We start from the raw sequence: 16244 nt of genomic DNA on the forward strand, positions 1-16244 counted from the left end.
GGCCGCGATAACCACGCGGGCGCGCCGCAACTATCCTTGACACCATGGCTATCCTCCCCATTCGAATCGTCGGCGACCCGGTACTGCACGAGCCCACAAAGCCGGTTACACAGTCTCCGGCGGAAATCGCCGAACTGATCGCCGACATGTACGAGACGATGGACGCCGCCAACGGCGTCGGCCTCGCGGCCAATCAGGTCGGTGTTTCGCTGCGTCTGTTCGTGTTCGATTGCCCAGGTGACGATCGTAGCGACACCCGCCGACGCGGAGTTGTAGTCAACCCCGTCCTGGAGACGTCGGAAATCCCGGAGACGATGCCCGATCCCGACGACGACTTCGAAGGTTGCCTCTCGGTTCCCGGCGAGCAGTTCCCCACCGGCCGCGCCGACTGGGCCAAGGTCACGGGCACCGATGCCGATGGCAACCCGATCGAAATCGAAGGCACCGGTTTCTTCGCCCGGATGCTCCAGCACGAAACCGGCCACCTCGACGGCTTCCTTTACACCGACGTCCTGATCGGCCGGAATGCGCGCGCCGCGAAGAAGGCCATCAAGCAGTCCGGTTGGGGTAAGCCCGGATTGACGTGGACTCCTGGCACTGTCGATGATCCGTTCGGTCACGACGACGAATACGAAGACTGAGAAGTTTGCCCATCTCGATCGGTAGCCGGGTGGTGTTGCGATACAAGCTCCCACCCGGTTACTCGCATCCGATGACCGATGTGATCGGCACCCTCGAATCCGCGGACCCGATCACGGTCCGCGGCAACGACGGGCGGGTCGTCACCGTATCGGCGGATCAGGTGATCGCACTCAAAGTTCTTGCTGCGCGCCCTATTCGAGTGGGCGACATCCGCAATCTCGAGATCGCGGCTGCCGCCGGTTCACCGGGAACCGAGCAGGCCCGGATCGACGGTTGGCTGCTGCGCATCGGGCACTCACCACATGACACGGACTCCGCGCTCCCCCTCGGTGAACCCGGTGGCAGTGCTTCACGAACTCCGGAAACGCTGAGCGCCATCCGTTCGTGGTTCGCCGATCGGGGACGTCCGACCACGCTGATGCTGCCCGACCGCCTCGGAATTGCGCCGTCGACCTGGATTTCCGGCGGCGAGGGCATCATGTTTGCCGCCGATCTCGACAACGTCGCCCCGACGCCGCCACAATTCACGACCACCATCGACGACGCTCACGCCGGGGACACCCTCTCGCGCGTGGCGATCGGAACGATCGGCAGCGCCGACACGATGATCCTGGCTTCGGTGCGAGCCGCCGTCAGCGACGCCCCCGACGGCCGACGGTGGGCCGGCCTGCTCGATCTCGAGGTGGCAGATGCGCACCGACGGCACGGAATCGGCACTCTGATCTGCACGGACCTACTCGGGTGGAGCCGAACTCAGGGCGCAACCCATGCCTACCTGGCCGTTCCCGAAGACAACACGGCGGCGGTCGCTACGGCACGCTCACTCGGCTTCGTCGAGCATCATCGCTACCGGTACGCCACCGCGCCTGTCGGTGCCTGACGCTAGGCTTGCCCGCGTGCGCATAGCTACCTGGAACGTCAACTCCGTCCGTGCCCGTACCGACCGGATCATCGATTGGCTCGACCGATCCGACGTCGACGTCCTGGCGATGCAGGAAACCAAGTGCAAGGACGAGCAGTTCCCGTACGAACGTTTCGAAGAGATCGGCTACAAGGTCGCTCACGTCGGACTCAGTCAGTGGAACGGCGTTGCCATCGCCTCTCGTGTCGGTCTCGACGACGTGCAGATCGGCTTCGAGGATCAGCCGGGCTTCACCAAGGACCCCGAAGCGGAGCAGGTGCGCGAGGCCCGCGCGATCGGCGCGACGTGCGGCGGGGTGCGGGTGTGGAGCCTGTACGTTCCCAACGGCCGTGAACTCGACGATCCCCATTACGCATACAAGTTGGACTGGCTCGCCAAGCTCCGCGACGACGCCGAAGGTTGGCTGAAGCAGAATCCGGACGAGCAGATCGCCCTCGTCGGCGACTGGAATGTCGCACCCACCGACGAGGACGTCTGGGATCCCGCTGTCTTCGAGGGCAAGACTCACACGTCGCCGGCCGAACGCGCTGCCTTCGACGCCTTCATCTCGTCCGGTTTCACGGACGTCGTCCGCCCCCACACTCCCGGTCCCGGCGTGTACACGTACTGGGACTACACGCAGCTCCGTTTCCCCAAGAAGCAGGGAATGCGCATCGACTTCATTCTCGGCTCACCCGCATTCGCAGCGCGGGTCGAGTCGGCAGAGATCGATCGGAACGAGCGTAAAGGCAAGGGCGCCAGCGATCACGCCCCTGTCATCGCGCAGCTGGGTTCCTGAAAAAGCGGTCAGTCCTCGACGAGCAGATCGAGGTATTCGGGATGCTCGCCGAGGTATCGCTGCACGTACGAGCACACCGGGCGCACCGACCACTCACGTTCGCGGGCGCAGTCCATCGAGAACTGCACGAGTACGGCTGCCATTCCCTGGCCGCCGTACTCTTCCTTGACGACGGTGTGCATGTACGCGACCACGTCGCCGGCGTCGGCGCCGTATCCGAGGATCTCGTCTTCGTCCCGATACCCGAGGATGCCGACCAGTTCGTCGCCTGCGAGTAATTCGAACCGTTCATGTGACGGGTTGTCGACCAGCGTGATGTCGGTGTTGTTCATGGCGGAGTTGTTCATGGTGGAAACCTCCACTGCTGCACGCACGGTACCCAAACTGTGATCCATGCCACTTATAGAAACAGTTACCGACGACGCTGTCCCGGGTTCGCCCAATTTTTGCACCGAGAGTGACACGACCGCAATGGCACCGAGAGTTTATTTCGGCACTGAGATAGAGTCGCGCGGTGCCGTTGTGACAGCGCGCACACAATTTCACACGACCACCACGGGGGCTCGCACCAGCGGGCTGAGAGGACGGCTAGGGCCGTCGACCGGATGAACCTGACCGGGTAATGCCGGCGTAGGGAGCGCATTAATGCACGAGAAGTCTGTCGACAAGGCTGCCGAAGGTATCGCAGCTGTGACTACCGGCCCGATCGAGGGCAGCAGCAAGCACTATCTCGAATCGGATTCGCTACGGATTCCACTTCGACGCGTCACCCTCACCACTGGTGAGCATCTTGACCTGTACGACACGTCAGGTCCGTACACCGACACGACCGTCGAGATCGACCTCGACGGCGGCCTCCCCAGAACGCGTGACACGTGGGAGCGGAGTTCGAGTTCGACTCAGCTGGAATGTGCCAGAGCCGGCGTGATCACCCCGGAGATGCGGTATTGCGCTGCCCGAGAGGATGTTTCCGCAGAACTCGTCCGTTCCGAGGTGGCCAGAGGCCGGGCGGTGATCCCGGCCAACCATCACCACGGCGAACTGGAACCGATGATCATCGGCAAGAAGTTTGCCGTCAAGATCAATGCCAACATCGGAAACTCCGCCGTAACATCCTCTGTGGCAGAGGAAGTCGAGAAGATGGTGTGGGCAATCCGGTGGGGCGCCGACACCATCATGGATCTCTCGACGGGCAAGGACATCCATCTCACCCGTGAGTGGATTCTGCGGAACTCACCCGTTCCCGTTGGCACTGTTCCGATCTATCAGGCGCTCGAGAAAGTCAACGGCGACCCCACGGCCCTGACGTGGGAGATTTACCGCGACACGGTAATCGAACAGTGTGAGCAGGGTGTGGACTATATGACCGTCCATGCAGGTGTGCGAATCGGCTACATCGCTCTGACCGCTGACCGAGTGACGGGAATCGTCTCCCGCGGCGGCGCGATCATGGCTGCGTGGTGCATGCACCATCGTCAGGAGTCGTTCCTGTACACCCACTTCGAGGAACTGTGCGAGATTCTGCGGCGTTACGACGTCACGTTCTCGCTCGGGGACGGCCTTCGACCCGGTTCGATTGCCGACGCAAACGACGCTGCGCAATTCGCGGAGTTGCGCACGCTGGGTGAGCTCACCCAGATCGCGAAAGCCGCTGGCGTCCAGGTCATGATCGAGGGTCCGGGACACGTCCCCATGGACAAGATCGAAGAGAATGTCCGCCTCGAGGAAGAACTGTGCGACGAGGCACCGTTCTACACGCTCGGACCGCTGGCGACGGACATCGCGCCTGCCTACGATCACATAACGTCGGCTATCGGAGCGGCGATGATCGCGCGGGCCGGAACCGCGATACTCTGTTACGTCACACCCAAGGAACACCTCGGCCTGCCCAACCGCGACGACGTGAAAACCGGAGTGATCACGTACAAGATTGCCGCGCACGCAGCAGACCTCGCCAAGGGACACCCCCATGCCCAGGCCCGGGACGACGCACTGTCCAAGGCGCGCTTCGAGTTTCGTTGGCGCGATCAGTTCGCGTTGTCACTCGATCCGGATACGGCACGAGAATTCCACGACGAAACGCTTCCGGCCGAGCCCGCCAAAACCGCCCATTTCTGTTCGATGTGCGGTCCGAAGTTCTGCTCGATGCGCATCTCGGCGGACGTGCGTGCGTACGCGGATCTCCAGGAAACCGAACCTACCCGGACCGAACTGCCGTTTCCCCAGGTCCGATCGGTAGGCTCGTCGTCGTGAACCTGCTTCCCCTGACACCCTCCGGCCAGACGCCGATTCGTGCCCTCACCATCGCCGGAACCGATTCCGGCGGCGGCGCCGGCATTCAAGCCGACTCCCGAACGATGGCAATGTGCGGCGTGCACGCCTGCGTGGCCGTTGCGGCCGTCACCGTGCAGAATTCGGTGGGCGTCAGCGGTTTCCACGAGATTCCGCCGCAGGTAGTCGCCGATCAGGTGCGGACCGTGGTCTCGGATATCGGCATCGGCGCCGCCAAGACCGGCATGCTGGCGTCGACAACGATCATCGAAGCGGTAGCCGCCGTTGCCGCAGAGGTGGGGATCGGCCGCGACCGGCCGATCCCGCTTGTTGTCGACCCGGTCTGCGCGTCGATGCACGGAGATCCGCTCCTGCACGCCGAAGCGCTCGACGCCGTCCGCAACGTCCTCATCCCGGCCGCAACTGTTGTGACACCGAACCTCGACGAAATCCGGTTGATCACCGGAATCGACGTGCAGGACGACGCCACTGCCCGCCGCGCCGCCGAGGCACTGCACGGCCTGGGCGCTCAGTGGTCCATCGTGAAGGGCGGACATCTGCGTACCTCGGACATGAGCACGGACCTGCTCTTCGACGGCGATACTTTCCTCGAGTTCAGCAGTCCCCGCATCCAGACCGGCAACGACCACGGCGGTGGCGACACCCTGGCCGCAGCCATCACGTGCGCACTCGCGCATGGTTATTCGGTTCCCGACGCCGTCGCCTTCGGCAAGGAATGGGTGACCAAGTGCCTCGAGGCGTCGTACGACCTCGGAGCCGGTCACGGTCCCGTGTCACCGTTGTGGCGGCTGGAAGTCTAGAAGAACGCTGGAAGTCTAGAAAACTACGCCTTCCACACGCGCCAGATACCCAGATCCTGCGGCACTCCGTTGGGCGTCGTCGCAAAGAAGCCGCGGCGCCACGGCCGGATCTCCAGGTTCAGCTCTTCGAGGGTTCCCGGCGCAAGTTCTTCGAGAGTTGCCGCAGACATCATGACGTTGCCGTCGCCGCCCAATCCCATCATGCGGGCGGCGATGGTCACGTCGACGCCCAACCAGTCGTCGCCCAGTTGCCGGGGTGTTCCGGTGTGGAGTCCGACCCGCATTTTGGGCCGATAGCCGTCGAGGTTGACCTGGGCAATGGCGTCCTGCGCCGCAAAGACGGCGGCCACTGCGGCATCTGGACTGGTGAACACCGCCATGAGTCCGTCGCCCATTCGTTTCACCACGTGACCGTACCGATCCGTGATGGGCGTTTCGACCGCTTGCGCGACTGCCCGCAGAAGCGCGAGCGTGGCCCCGTCGCCGGCGTGGAGTGACCACGTGGAGAAACCGACGAGGTCGGTGAAGACGATAGTCAGTTCCTGATCGCCGCGGCCGCGGCCCATCTTCTTGAGGGCCGCCTGCCACACCTGTAGAGCGCCGAGGCTCATTTCCCTGGTAGCGGCCGGTTTGTGGTCGAGAAAACGATCAGCGACACGGGCCACCGCGCGTGCGCCGCCCGGCCCGGACAGGGAGAGCGGGTCGCCGAACCCCGGGTCACCCGGAAGCAACCGCCGGATGCGTCGTAGTGCGTCGATGAGTTGCTGATGTCCGTTCAGATCCGACGCAGTGTTGAGCACGGATCCAATGACCGAGCGGACGCCAACCGGAGCGGCATCGCGCACGTCACCGGGTACTTCACTCGGGATCGGATCGCTCATTACTCGAGAGTAACCCAGAGCTGCGGACCGCGCGCCGCATGTTCATTTGGTCCGAGCCGAGGTTCTGGCTTCACCTACCGGAACTCCGTTGACGCCCCCGAGATCCTGCGCATACGTTGCCACCGCAAATGCCACTGCGGCGGAATTCGCGGCCAGTGCGCTCTGATCGATGTTCGCAAGATCGTCCAGCGCGGTGTGATAGTTCGGATCGAAACTCACTCCGGGCTCGCCGCCCCACTTCAAAGCTTGTTCGACGGATTTCAGTTCCTCGGCGCCACTGAACACGCCGCCGGCTGGAATCCCGATCTCGATGAACGGGCCGTAGTCCGATCGTCCGTCGAAGTCGGTTCCGTCTGTCACGATTCCCCGACCGGCAAGGAAGTCGACAAACGTGCGTTCGATGCCGACCGAGCCTTCCGGTCCCGGACCTTCTCCGAGACCATCCGAATTGTCGCCGTCGTAGACCAGATATCCGGGGTTGGGTGAGCCGAGCATGTCGAAATTCAGGTACAACGCGATGGCTGCCTGTTCTTCCGGACTGAGCCCGGCAACGTACTCTGTCGAGCCGACAAGGCCCAATTCCTCGGCACCCCAGAACGCAAACCGCACCGCGTTGGTGATGTCCGGCGAACTCCCCAGTTGCAGCGCCGTCTCCAGAATTGCCGCGCTACCGCTGCCGTTGTCGTTGATACCCGGCCCCTCGGGAACGCTGTCGAGATGAGCGCCGACCATGACCACGTCGCTGGTCGATCCGGTCTTCGTTTGCGCGATAACGTTGCGCGAGCGTGTTGTGGTCGTGACCGTGTCCAGCACCAGTGTGACGACGCCGCCGGCGGAGGCAAGCTGCTGTCCCGACGACAAGCTGATGCCTCCCGTGGGAATTCGCGCGATATCCGGATCGCCCAAGGTTCCGCCGTCCAACATCGCATCTTCGTTGTTGACGACTAACAGTGCAGCAGCGCCCTGATCTGCGGCGATAGTTTGCTTGGCGCCGAACTGGCAGACCCCGCGGGTAACCAGGACGATCGCGCCCGCAGCATCGAGGCCGTCGTAGTCGGAAGCTTCACAACCCGGCGTCTCGTCTGCGGGTACCGACACGACGGGTGCGGTGATCCCGTCCGGTCCCGTGGACGTCGAGTAGGTCAAAGCCCGAACGGGAAGGTTCATTCCGTCGACCGTGGTCAACGACTCGGTTCCCGGATCGAAGGAACTGAACTCGAACTCCGGGGTTTCCACATCGAAGCCCTTGTCTTCGAGCAGGTTTGCCACGTAGTCGACGCTGGCGTCGTACCCCGGGGTTTCGGTAGACCGGGTACCCCCGTTGGCAGCTGCGATCTTGCCGAATTGCTCGAGATGGCCCATCACAGCGTCGGCGGTGACGCTCTCCGAGAAGGCTTGCGGTTCGATCAGTGCAGTATCTGCAGGCCTGGCCCCGGCCGAACATCCACCAAGCACCAGAACCCCGGCTACGCCGATTGCCAACGCGTGATGGAGTCTCATGCGCGAAAGAGTAACCGCGCGGGCCGATAAGGAAACTGCTGTGCGCCTTTGTTAACCGCGGGCGGTTAACAAAGGCGCACAGTGTCAGCGTCAGAGGAGCACAGGGTCAGGCGTCTCGACGATTCACAAGGACAACGCTGACACCGAAGATGACCAGCACGAAAGCGGCGAAGTAGATCAGGCTTCCCCACGGTCCCCAATGGAAATCGATACTCGACTCAGTCGAACTCATGAAGTGGTTCGCATTCGCGAACGGCAGGAACGGGGTGATCTTCTCGCCCACACTGCCGAACAGACCGAAGAGGCTCTCGATGAGCAGCGGCCACAGCAGCAGCAGTGCGATCGCACCGGCCGACTGGCGAATGATCGCACCGACGGCCACGGCCAGAATCACGCTGAAGAACGAGATGATCGAAAGGCCGTAAATGGCACGCCAGTCGCTGTCACTCGACAGGGTCAGCCCGACGCTGGCGTCGGTGCCGGCAAAGGCCTTGGCCATTGCGAAGGCACCGAATGCGAGGACAAAGGTCAAGACAGCGCCGAAGACACCGATCAGACCGGCCTTTGCCATGAGAACGGAAGCCCGGTTCGGGACGGCCTGGAACGTGGTGCGAATGGTCCCGAAGCGGTACTCACTCGTGATCGCCAGAGCGGCCATGATCATCAGAACCATCATGCCGAATCCCGAGATACCGGCGGTGGCCACTGAGACGTCGAGATCGGGGGCACCCTGAATGTCGGTCGACGTCAGAGCAGATTTGGCTACCGTACCCATGATGGCGGCAAATCCGAGCCCGAGAACAACGATGATGACCGAGCACCACAGTGGCGATTTGGTTGTAGTGATCTTGATGCGTTCAGCACTGAGAACAGTCATTACAGTGCACCTCCCATGGCATTCTGATGAGCATTCGGTTGGGCGACAGCAGGACCGGTGACCCCGGTCGCGTGGTACTGGACATCGTCGCCGGTGAGCTTCATGAAGGCGTCCTCGAGCGAACCACGCTGAGAAGCCAACTCGTGCAACACAATTCCGTGCGACCCTGCCAAGTCACCCACAACTTCGGTGGTGGAATCGACAACCACCAACGCCGGGACAACTCCCGAGCCGTCTTCACGAACCGTCAGCCCCTGTGAAATCAGTGTGCTCCGAAGAGCATCGAGCTGAGGACTACGCACCCGAACCGTCGACTCCGACGAGCGATCGACGAACTCGGCGACAGTCGAATCCGAGATCAGTCGGCCTCGGCCGATGACAACCAACTGCTCCGCGGTGAGCGCCATCTCGGAGAGAAGGTGGCTCGACACGAGAACCGTGCGGCCCTCGGCGGCCAATCGCTGCATGAACTTACGAATCCAGACGATGCCCTCCGGATCGAGACCGTTGACCGGCTCGTCGAACAGGAGCACCTTCGGGTCGCCCAGGAGCGCACCGGCCAGGCCGAGTCGCTGCGACATACCGAGCGAGAATCCGCCGGCCTTCTTGCCGGCAACCTCGGACAGTCCCACCAGGCCGAGAACCTCGTCCACCCGAGACTTCGGAATCCCGTTCGATGCAGCCATCCACTGCAGATGCGCCCGGGCGCTGCGGTTCGGATGAACCCACTTCGCGTCCAGCAGCGCACCGACGGTACGCAGCGGTTCCTTCAGCTCGCGGTACGACTTGCCTTCGATCAGCGCCTCACCGGACGTCGGGCGATCCAGCCCCAGGATCATCCGCATCGTCGTCGACTTGCCGGCGCCGTTGGGTCCGAGGAACCCCGTGACGATGCCGGGACGGACGGTGAACGTCAGATCGTCCACAGCTTTGGTCGGTCCGTAAACCTTGGTCAGTCCCCTCAGTTCAATCATGAGGAGAACTTTGCCTGATCCGACCCCGCCCGCACATCAGCCGCAGGTCTAGTTCGACGTGGTACCCAGGTAGGACAACGACCCCGGGTACCACCCCGAGGGAACCCCTAGGAGGACGCCTGCGCCCAGAATCGTTTCGGGATCCGGCCGGCGTGCCTGGCCTCGAAACCGGCGACGACGGCATGGCGCATCGCCGACGCCATGAGCGCGGGATTCTTGGCCCGGGTGACCGCGGTTGCGAGAAGCACCGCGTCGCAGCCCAGTTCCATCGCCAGTGTTGCATCGCTGGCCGTTCCGATTCCGGCGTCGAGGATGACCGGCACACCGGCGCGCTCGACGATCATCTCGATATTGTGCGGATTCGCGATGCCCAGTCCGGTCCCGATGGGTGAACCGAGCGGCATGACCGCAGCGCAACCGACCTCTTCGAGCCGAAGTGCCAGAACCGGATCGTCCGTCGTATAGGGCAGCACCGTGAATCCGTCGTCCACCAATTGTTCTGCGGCGGAGACGAGTTCGATGGCGTCGGGAAGCAGGGTTCGCTCGTCGGCGATGACTTCGAGTTTCACCCAGCTGGTCTCGAGCGCCTCACGTGCCAACTGCGCCGTCAACACTGCTTCGGCCGCGCCGCGGCAGCCGGCTGTGTTCGGCAGTGGCTCGATTCCGAGGCGCCCCAGCAGATCCAGCACGCCGGTGCCGCCGGCAGCGTCGACGCGTCGCATCGCGACCGTGGTCAGTTCGGTACCGGACGCGACCAGAGCCTCTTCGAGAACAGCGAGGTTCGCAGCGCCGCCGGTGCCGGTGATGAGCCGGGAGCCGAAGGTGCGGCCCGCGATAGTCAGGAGATCGTGTTCAGCCACCCTGCACCGCCGTGAGGATCTCGATTTCCCAGCCACGCGCGACGGATTCGTCCCAGCGCCCGCGCGGGAACAGCGCACCGTCGACGGCGACGGCAATTCCCTTGCTGGGCAGTTCGAGGTGCGTCAGAAGTTCGGTCACCGTGACGGCTCGATCGAATTCGAGTTCCTCGCCATTGACGGTGATCCCGATCGGGACCTGCTCACTCATGAATTTTCCTTCACTGCTGCGAACCGCTCGGGTTCGGTTCCTTTGACCTCGACCAATGATGTGCCGTTCAACAACGCGAGTGTTGCGTCTGCCGTGACCGGAGTCAGGAGCACGCCGTTGCGGCCGTGCCCGGTGGAGATGACAACTCGCTCCGAGACCCGCCCGATCAGCGGCAGGTTGTCCGGCGTCATCGGACGCAAACCGGCCGCGCACTCGTAGAGTTCGTATTCACCGATCGCCGGCATCAGGGCTTCGGCGTCGTTGATCAGATCTCGCACACCGGCCATGGTGACCTGCGTGTCCTCGCCGGATTCGTATTGTGTTGCACCGACCACGATTCCGTCGCCGCGCGGCACGAGGTACGCGGGTCGGCCGTGGACGCTACCTCGGATGGTTCGACTGGGCGCGGGCGTCACTCCCGGCCGGCTGCGCAAACGCAGGATCTCACCTTTGACCGGCCGCACGGGTAGTCCCGGCCACAGCTTCGGTGAGGCGATTCCTGCGCTCAGCACGATCTGGTCGGTGTCGAGTTCTGCGAGATCGTGCACGGCGCGGTTGATCAATTCGACGCCCGACGCCATGCAAGCCGCCTGCAGCGCGGCCAACAACACACGATTGTCGACGGCGGATTCACCGACGGCCATGAGGCCCGAGCGAATTCCGCGGCCGAGCATCGGTTCGAGTTCACGGATCTGCGCTCGGCCGAGGATCTCCAATTCGTGTCCCTGCGCGCTGACCCACTCTGCGATAGTCGCCAGGTCTTGGGCGTCGGCGCTGTCGAGAGCGACGGTGAGTGAACTGTCGGTGGTGAACACCGACGGTCCGAATTTCTGGAGATCGGCGCCGAACTCCGGCCACCGCGCCAACGAGGCCGCGCCGACAGTCAACGCTGTTTCCTCGCCCGGCCATCCTTCGGACAACGGGGCAAGCATTCCACCAGCGACCCAGGAGGCGCCGGTTCCGATCGCCGGGTCGTACAGCTGTACTGCCCATCCGTCGCGCGCTGCGTACCAGGCAATGGACAGTCCGATGACTCCCCCGCCGATCACCGCAACCGAGCGTGCGTGCGTGCTCATGACAATTCCACCTTTTCTTCCTGCGCCGGCATGATCCGGGTCAGGTCTGACGGTCGGGATCTTGTCGCGATCCCCTCTCAGCCCCACGAACTTTGCCTTCGCGACAAATGCGACGGCGCAGTTTCGGGACTCCCGTGTCGAACCTTGCTTCCTAGAGGCTACCGTTTGCTTCGTGCACCCCACACATCCCAGTAACCTCTTCGACCGGCGCGAGCGCCTGGCAGCAGCACGGCTGTACCTGTGCACCGACGCACGTCGCGACAAAGGCGACCTCGCACAGTTCGCGGAGGCCGCGTTGTCGGGTGGTGTCGACATCATTCAACTCCGGGACAAGGGTTCCGCGGGTGAGCGCGAATTCGGGCCGCTCGAAGCCAAGGACGAACTGATCGCGCTCGGGGTTCTCTCGGCCGCCGCGAGACGTCACGGCGCACTCCTTGCCGTGAACGACCGCGCTGACCTGGCAATGGCGTCGGGCGCCGACGTGTTGCATCTGGGCCAGAACGACATCCCCGTCCCCTACGCGCGGACAGTTGTCGGCGACGACGTCGTCATCGGCCGTTCCACGAGTTCACGCGCTCAGGCCAGCCTGGCTGCGATCGAAGAGGGCGTCGACTACTTCTGTACCGGACCGGTCTGGGCAACACCGACCAAGCCGAACCGCAGTGCTGCCGGCCTGGATCTGGTGCGCTCCACTGCTGATGCAACGCCGACGCGTCCCTGGTTCGCGATCGGCGGTATCGACGAGGCTCGGGTTCCGGAAGTCCTGGCAGCGGGAGCTACCCGGATCGTCGTTGTTCGAGCCATCACCGAGGCAGCTGATCCACAGGCTGCCGCTCGTCGACTGGCCGACCTACTCGCGACCTAGTTACCTCTCAGCTCAGCCTTTGGTCCCGCACCGCTTGCACTGTGATTGTTCACAGCCCAGCCTGTGCGGACCGACAAGAAATAGGCTGCGCATTTGTCCGATCAACGTCCAAAAAGATGCCGAACTGTGATTTTCACCACAGAATTGTCCGTTGGATCCCGACCAATCAGTCTTCTGATATAGCTTATCCCCAGTTAACAATTCGACGTAGGAGTTTTCATGGGATCGTTCGACACCGCCTCGCTGAGCACCGAATCGCTCGAGGATCTGAACCTCGGCAAGATCAGCGAACTGCTCAAGCTCGGCATCACCGCCGTTTCCTTCATCACCGCGCTGAACTCGCTCAGCTGAGCGCCGTTTCGGCCCCTTGCGCCGAAACACCAGCCAAAAGGGTCGGACTCACATGAAGCGAGTCCGACCCTTTTGTGTGCTGTCTTATGCCTGAGCTGTCTTATGCCTGAGCACGTGAACTTTCCGATCTGTCCTGGGTAGACCCCGACTGCACGGAATCCGCGTCCCCAGGAGTCCAACCGAAACCGCCGCCGGGCAAAACGACCGTCCGGGCTCCGCCGCCGTCGTTTTCCGCGTCGCTCGTAACAACGGACGTTCGCAAACTCGGCCAGGCCGAATGAAATCCCGGATGTAGCGGCAAGCTCTCGACGTCGTCCTCACGAACCCATCGCAGTTCGGTGCTCTCACCATTCGCGACTGTCTCCAGTGGACTCTCGACGTCGGCAACGACCGTCGTATACGTCCATCCACTGTCAGCGCGCATGGTGACCACGTCACCCCGCACGCGTACGGCCGACGAGTCGATTCCGGCTTCTTCGTGCGCTTCCCGGACGGCTGCATGCGTCGTACTTTCGTGCGAATCACGCGCTCCGCCCGGCAAAGCCCACGTTCCGCCCTGATGGCTCCACGCCGCGCGATGCTGAAGCAGCACCATCGGAGTTCCGTCTATGTCAGGGGCACGCAACAACAATCCGGCGGCGCCATGACGCCCCCAATGCCGAGTTCCGTCCGATCCGACCGACCAACCGTCACCGTCACCACGCATCGACTACCTCGCCCTGCCTTTGAAGGCCCACTGCCTATTCGCCACTATCCTGACCCACACTAACCCGTTCAATCTGCCCTCGGTGCGGACCATACTTATATGCTCGCGAAGAGGCCGCAATCCAGCGATCCGCCGGCTCGAGTGCAGAGAGGGAGAGATGTTCGATGGTCAGCCGTGTGACACCTTCCCTCGAGCCTCGCACCGCTCCCGAGACGCTTCGCGACAACCCGGTGGATACAGCCGCTGCGAGGCCGCTGATCGAGAGCGAACTTCGCGGTTTCATGACGTCGACGCCCGGGCGGCTCACCGCTATCGGGATCGTCCTGATCCTTCTCACGGTGGCAGCGGGATTCCTGGCCGCCGCGACCATCGAGAATCGCCAAGCGCGTCTGGGCAGCGTTCTGACGGAAACCGAACCTCTCGCCAACTCCGCTCAAAATCTCTACAGCGCTCTGTCGGTAGCCGACGCGGCCGCAGCCACCGCGTTCATCTGGGGTGGGCTGGAGCCGCCGGCGGTGCGTGACCGCTACACCCAATCGATCGGCGAGGCGTCGGCGGAAATAGTGAACGCGTCCGCCGGGCTCGACACTCTGGACATGGCGGGCCAAGCCGCCCTCACCTCCATCTCGACCGACCTCACTGTGTACACCGGACTCGTCGAGACTGCGCGCGCCAACAATCGCGTCGGAAACCCCGTCGGCGCCGCGTATCTCGGTGAGGCGTCGAATCTGATGCAGACATCGCTGCTGCCCACCGCTCAGCACCTGCATTCGGCACAGGAAGCGCAAGTCACCCAGGTGCAGAATGATTTCGTCCGCCCACCGTGGTGGCCGATCATCGCGTTTGCACTGGCACTGTCCATGCTGATCGCGGTTCAGATCCGCATCGCGCAACACAGCCGTCGACGCTTCAACCTCGGGTTGATCCTCGCCTCGATATCTGTTGCCGCGGCGCTGATCTGGCTGTTGACAGTCGGGGTGATCTCGGCGATGTCCACCACCCGCGCACTCGACGCGGGAGCAGGCCCACTGCACGAGTTGACCGAGGCCCGCATCATGGCCCAGCAAGCGCGAACCGTGGAGACCCTGAGTTTGGCCCAGCGCGATTCCGATGGAGACGACAGCACCATCTTCGTCAACAAGGTGAACAACGTCGACGACATTCTCCGTCAGTTGCAGAGTGATCAACGCGCTGGAATCGATGCCGCCGTGCTCTCGCAGGCAATCGACGCCCGCGATCAATGGGTGGCTGCGCACGGCCGGATGACCGATCGACTCGGTGTCGGAGATTTCATGGGAGCCGCGAATATCGCCGTCGGATCGGGTACGGAGGATTCGGCGGCCGAGTACGGTGCGCTCGACGAATCCCTGTGGCAAGCGATAGTTGATTCCCGCGAGAATCTTCGCGCCGACATCTCTCATGCCTCGCGGGTGTTGTCGGCGTCGGCCCCCGGAGTGACGATGCTGGCTGTGCTTGCCGTTGTCGGGATCGCCGTCGGATTCTGGCCACGGTTGCGGGAGTACCAGTGAGTGGCGGATCGAGAGTGCGTGCGTGTGTTGCGGTGGGTGCGGCAGCGTTACTCCTGGTTGCGTGCGGCGGAAATCGCAACGAGGATCTGACGCCGTCCACTGCCACGTCCTACACGCAGCCGCCGCTGCCGGCCGAAGCGACCATCGCGCCAAGCCCTACCCCCACAACACCGACCGACTGTGGAGATCCGACGGCCAGCCTGCGCCCGGTCCCTGCCGACGCGAATCCTCGCCCGCCGCAGCCGAGCGTCGACAAGATTCGCGAACGTGGCCGCCTCATCGTCGGACTCGACACCGGAAGCAACCTCATGAGCTTCCGCGACCCCGCGACGGGACGCCTCGAGGGTTTCGACGTCGACATAGCGCGTGAAGTTGCCCGCGATCTCCTCGGCGATCCGGAGAAGATCGAGTATCGCATCCTGACGTCCAACGAGCGGATCGAAGCACTCCAGAATTCCACCGTTGATATCGTCGTCAAGACCATGTCCATCACGTGCGAACGCCGGGAAAAAATCGAGTTCTCCAGCGAATACTTCAATGCCCTCCAACGCATTCTGGTCGTACGGGGATCCGATATTCGCGGTATCGACGATCTGGCCGACAAACGTGTCTGCGTCGCGAACGGGACGACGTCACTGAGCCGCATCCAGAAACTTCAACCGGCGGCCACGGTTGTCACGGTCCCCATGTGGTCGGATTGCCTTGTCGTACTTCAGCAAGGGCAAGTCGACGCAATCAGCACCGACGACACCATCCTCGCCGGCCTGGCCTCGCAGGACCCGTATCTCGACATGGTCGGCAGTTCGTTGGGCATCGAACCGTACGGAATCGGTATCAACATCGGCAACACCGATCTGGTCCGTTTCGTGAACGGCACCCTGGACCGGATCCGCGCCGACGGCACCTGGAACAATCTCTACAACCGTTGGCTCACCATGCTCGGACCGACTCCAGGTCCCCCACCGGCCGCATATCGGGATTGA

18 protein-coding genes and 2 riboswitches are annotated in these 16244 nt (G+C 63.1%); of the genes, 9 read left to right on the forward strand and 9 right to left on the reverse strand.

Going from position 1 to position 16244, the window contains the following annotated elements; genetic code table 11:
- Positions 1–44 precede the first annotated feature (44 nt).
- From FFI94_RS23240 to FFI94_RS23250, 3 genes are all read left to right on the forward strand, one after another.
- Positions 45–641, forward strand: coding sequence for a peptide deformylase (locus FFI94_RS23240; RefSeq protein WP_138869884.1), 597 nt, complete (start codon positions 45–47; stop codon positions 639–641).
- Between the two features lie 71 nt (positions 642–712).
- A complete protein-coding gene (locus FFI94_RS23245) occupies positions 713–1522 on the forward strand; it encodes an N-acetyltransferase (RefSeq protein ID WP_138873356.1) in 810 nt (269 codons plus the stop codon).
- Positions 1523–1538: 16 nt separating this feature from the next.
- Entirely contained in the window at positions 1539–2342 is an 804-nt protein-coding gene (locus FFI94_RS23250; RefSeq protein WP_138869885.1) for an exodeoxyribonuclease III, read from the forward strand.
- Positions 2343–2350: 8 nt separating this feature from the next.
- Here FFI94_RS23250 and FFI94_RS23255 read toward each other — a convergent pair whose 3' ends face one another.
- Positions 2351–2737 (reverse strand): GNAT family N-acetyltransferase, encoded by a 387-nt coding sequence (locus FFI94_RS23255; protein WP_138869886.1) that lies wholly within the window; start codon positions 2735–2737, stop codon positions 2351–2353.
- A 150-nt stretch (positions 2738–2887) separates the two neighbouring features.
- Positions 2888–2995: riboswitch (TPP riboswitch) on the forward strand.
- On the opposite strand from FFI94_RS23255, the gene thiC reads away from it, so the two are divergent.
- Complete coding sequence (gene thiC / locus FFI94_RS23260) at positions 2988–4595, forward strand: phosphomethylpyrimidine synthase ThiC (protein ID WP_138869887.1); 1608 nt, start codon at positions 2988–2990, stop codon at positions 4593–4595. It overlaps the preceding riboswitch by 8 nt.
- Complete coding sequence (gene thiD / locus FFI94_RS23265; protein WP_138869888.1) at positions 4592–5434, forward strand: bifunctional hydroxymethylpyrimidine kinase/phosphomethylpyrimidine kinase; 843 nt, start codon at positions 4592–4594, stop codon at positions 5432–5434. Before thiC ends, thiD begins: the two co-directional genes overlap by 4 nt.
- Positions 5435–5457: 23 nt before the next feature.
- Here the strand turns inward: thiD and FFI94_RS23270 are convergent, their stop codons facing one another.
- The 7 genes from FFI94_RS23270 to thiO all read right to left on the reverse strand — a co-directional run bounded on the left by FFI94_RS23270 (position 5458) and on the right by thiO (position 11810).
- A complete protein-coding gene (locus FFI94_RS23270; RefSeq protein ID WP_138869889.1) occupies positions 5458–6315 on the reverse strand; it encodes an adenylate/guanylate cyclase domain-containing protein in 858 nt (285 codons plus the stop codon).
- Between the two features lie 42 nt (positions 6316–6357).
- Positions 6358–7815, reverse strand: a complete 1458-nt coding sequence (locus FFI94_RS23275) for a M28 family peptidase (protein WP_138869890.1) — start codon at positions 7813–7815, stop codon at positions 6358–6360.
- Positions 7816–7921: 106 nt separating this feature from the next.
- The gene (locus FFI94_RS23280) at positions 7922–8692 is read right to left on the reverse strand and encodes an ABC transporter permease (RefSeq protein WP_138869891.1); all 771 of its coding nucleotides are present in this window, start codon (positions 8690–8692) and stop codon (positions 7922–7924) included.
- A complete protein-coding gene (locus FFI94_RS23285) occupies positions 8692–9666 on the reverse strand; it encodes an ABC transporter ATP-binding protein (RefSeq protein WP_138869892.1) in 975 nt (324 codons plus the stop codon). Before FFI94_RS23285 ends, FFI94_RS23280 begins: the two co-directional genes overlap by 1 nt.
- Before the next feature lie 107 nt (positions 9667–9773).
- On the reverse strand, positions 9774–10526 hold the full coding sequence (locus tag FFI94_RS23290; protein ID WP_138869893.1) for a thiazole synthase: 753 nt from the start codon (positions 10524–10526) through the stop codon (positions 9774–9776).
- Positions 10519–10734 (reverse strand): sulfur carrier protein ThiS, encoded by a 216-nt coding sequence (gene thiS, locus FFI94_RS23295; protein ID WP_138869894.1) that lies wholly within the window; start codon positions 10732–10734, stop codon positions 10519–10521. Before thiS ends, FFI94_RS23290 begins: the two co-directional genes overlap by 8 nt.
- Entirely contained in the window at positions 10731–11810 is a 1080-nt protein-coding gene (gene thiO / locus FFI94_RS23300; RefSeq protein ID WP_138869895.1) for a glycine oxidase ThiO, read from the reverse strand. Before thiO ends, thiS begins: the two co-directional genes overlap by 4 nt.
- Positions 11811–11956: riboswitch (TPP riboswitch) on the reverse strand.
- Positions 11957–11982: 26 nt separating this feature from the next.
- On the opposite strand from thiO, the gene thiE reads away from it, so the two are divergent.
- Both thiE and FFI94_RS34355 read left to right on the forward strand, forming a co-directional pair.
- Positions 11983–12675: a thiamine phosphate synthase gene (thiE, locus tag FFI94_RS23305; RefSeq protein ID WP_138869896.1), complete on the forward strand. Its 693-nt coding sequence runs from the start codon at positions 11983–11985 to the stop codon at positions 12673–12675.
- Positions 12676–12894: 219 nt separating this feature from the next.
- On the forward strand, positions 12895–13026 hold the full coding sequence (locus FFI94_RS34355; protein ID WP_260684257.1) for a hypothetical protein: 132 nt from the start codon (positions 12895–12897) through the stop codon (positions 13024–13026).
- A gap of 100 nt (positions 13027–13126) precedes the next feature.
- Here FFI94_RS34355 and FFI94_RS23310 read toward each other — a convergent pair whose 3' ends face one another.
- Positions 13127–13732, reverse strand: a complete 606-nt coding sequence (locus tag FFI94_RS23310; RefSeq protein WP_138869897.1) for an NUDIX hydrolase — start codon at positions 13730–13732, stop codon at positions 13127–13129.
- 164 nt (positions 13733–13896) lie between these two features.
- Here FFI94_RS23310 and FFI94_RS23315 point away from each other — a divergent pair, with 164 nt between their 5' ends.
- Positions 13897–15261 carry a hypothetical protein gene (locus FFI94_RS23315; RefSeq protein ID WP_138869898.1) on the forward strand — a complete coding sequence of 455 codons (1365 nt, stop codon included), beginning with the start codon at positions 13897–13899 and terminating at the stop codon, positions 15259–15261.
- On the forward strand, positions 15258–16244 hold the full coding sequence (locus FFI94_RS23320; protein ID WP_138869899.1) for a glutamate ABC transporter substrate-binding protein: 987 nt from the start codon (positions 15258–15260) through the stop codon (positions 16242–16244). The genes FFI94_RS23315 and FFI94_RS23320 overlap by 4 nt, the downstream gene beginning before the upstream one ends.

This window comes from Rhodococcus sp. KBS0724 (assembly GCF_005938745.2).
GTDB lineage: Bacteria > Actinomycetota > Actinomycetes > Mycobacteriales > Mycobacteriaceae > Rhodococcus_F.

Coding starts and splice junctions, on each gene's coding strand:
- thiC (WP_138869887.1), top strand. CDS start 2,988: ATGCACGAGAAGTCTGTCGACAAGGCTGCCGAAGGTATCGCAGCTGTG.
- FFI94_RS23310 (WP_138869897.1), bottom strand. CDS start 13,732: ATGCGTGGTGACGGTGACGGTTGGTCGGTCGGATCGGACGGAACTCGG.
- FFI94_RS23270 (WP_138869889.1), bottom strand. CDS start 6,315: ATGAGCGATCCGATCCCGAGTGAAGTACCCGGTGACGTGCGCGATGCC.
- FFI94_RS23275 (WP_138869890.1), bottom strand. CDS start 7,815: ATGAGACTCCATCACGCGTTGGCAATCGGCGTAGCCGGGGTTCTGGTG.
- FFI94_RS23255 (WP_138869886.1), bottom strand. CDS start 2,737: ATGGATCACAGTTTGGGTACCGTGCGTGCAGCAGTGGAGGTTTCCACC.
- FFI94_RS23280 (WP_138869891.1), bottom strand. CDS start 8,692: ATGACTGTTCTCAGTGCTGAACGCATCAAGATCACTACAACCAAATCG.
- thiS (WP_138869894.1), bottom strand. CDS start 10,734: ATGAGTGAGCAGGTCCCGATCGGGATCACCGTCAATGGCGAGGAACTC.
- FFI94_RS23245 (WP_138873356.1), top strand. CDS start 713: ATGACCGATGTGATCGGCACCCTCGAATCCGCGGACCCGATCACGGTC.
- FFI94_RS23315 (WP_138869898.1), top strand. CDS start 13,897: ATGGTCAGCCGTGTGACACCTTCCCTCGAGCCTCGCACCGCTCCCGAG.
- thiO (WP_138869895.1), bottom strand. CDS start 11,810: ATGAGCACGCACGCACGCTCGGTTGCGGTGATCGGCGGGGGAGTCATC.
- FFI94_RS34355 (WP_260684257.1), top strand. CDS start 12,895: ATGGGATCGTTCGACACCGCCTCGCTGAGCACCGAATCGCTCGAGGAT.
- FFI94_RS23285 (WP_138869892.1), bottom strand. CDS start 9,666: ATGATTGAACTGAGGGGACTGACCAAGGTTTACGGACCGACCAAAGCT.
- FFI94_RS23240 (WP_138869884.1), top strand. CDS start 45: ATGGCTATCCTCCCCATTCGAATCGTCGGCGACCCGGTACTGCACGAG.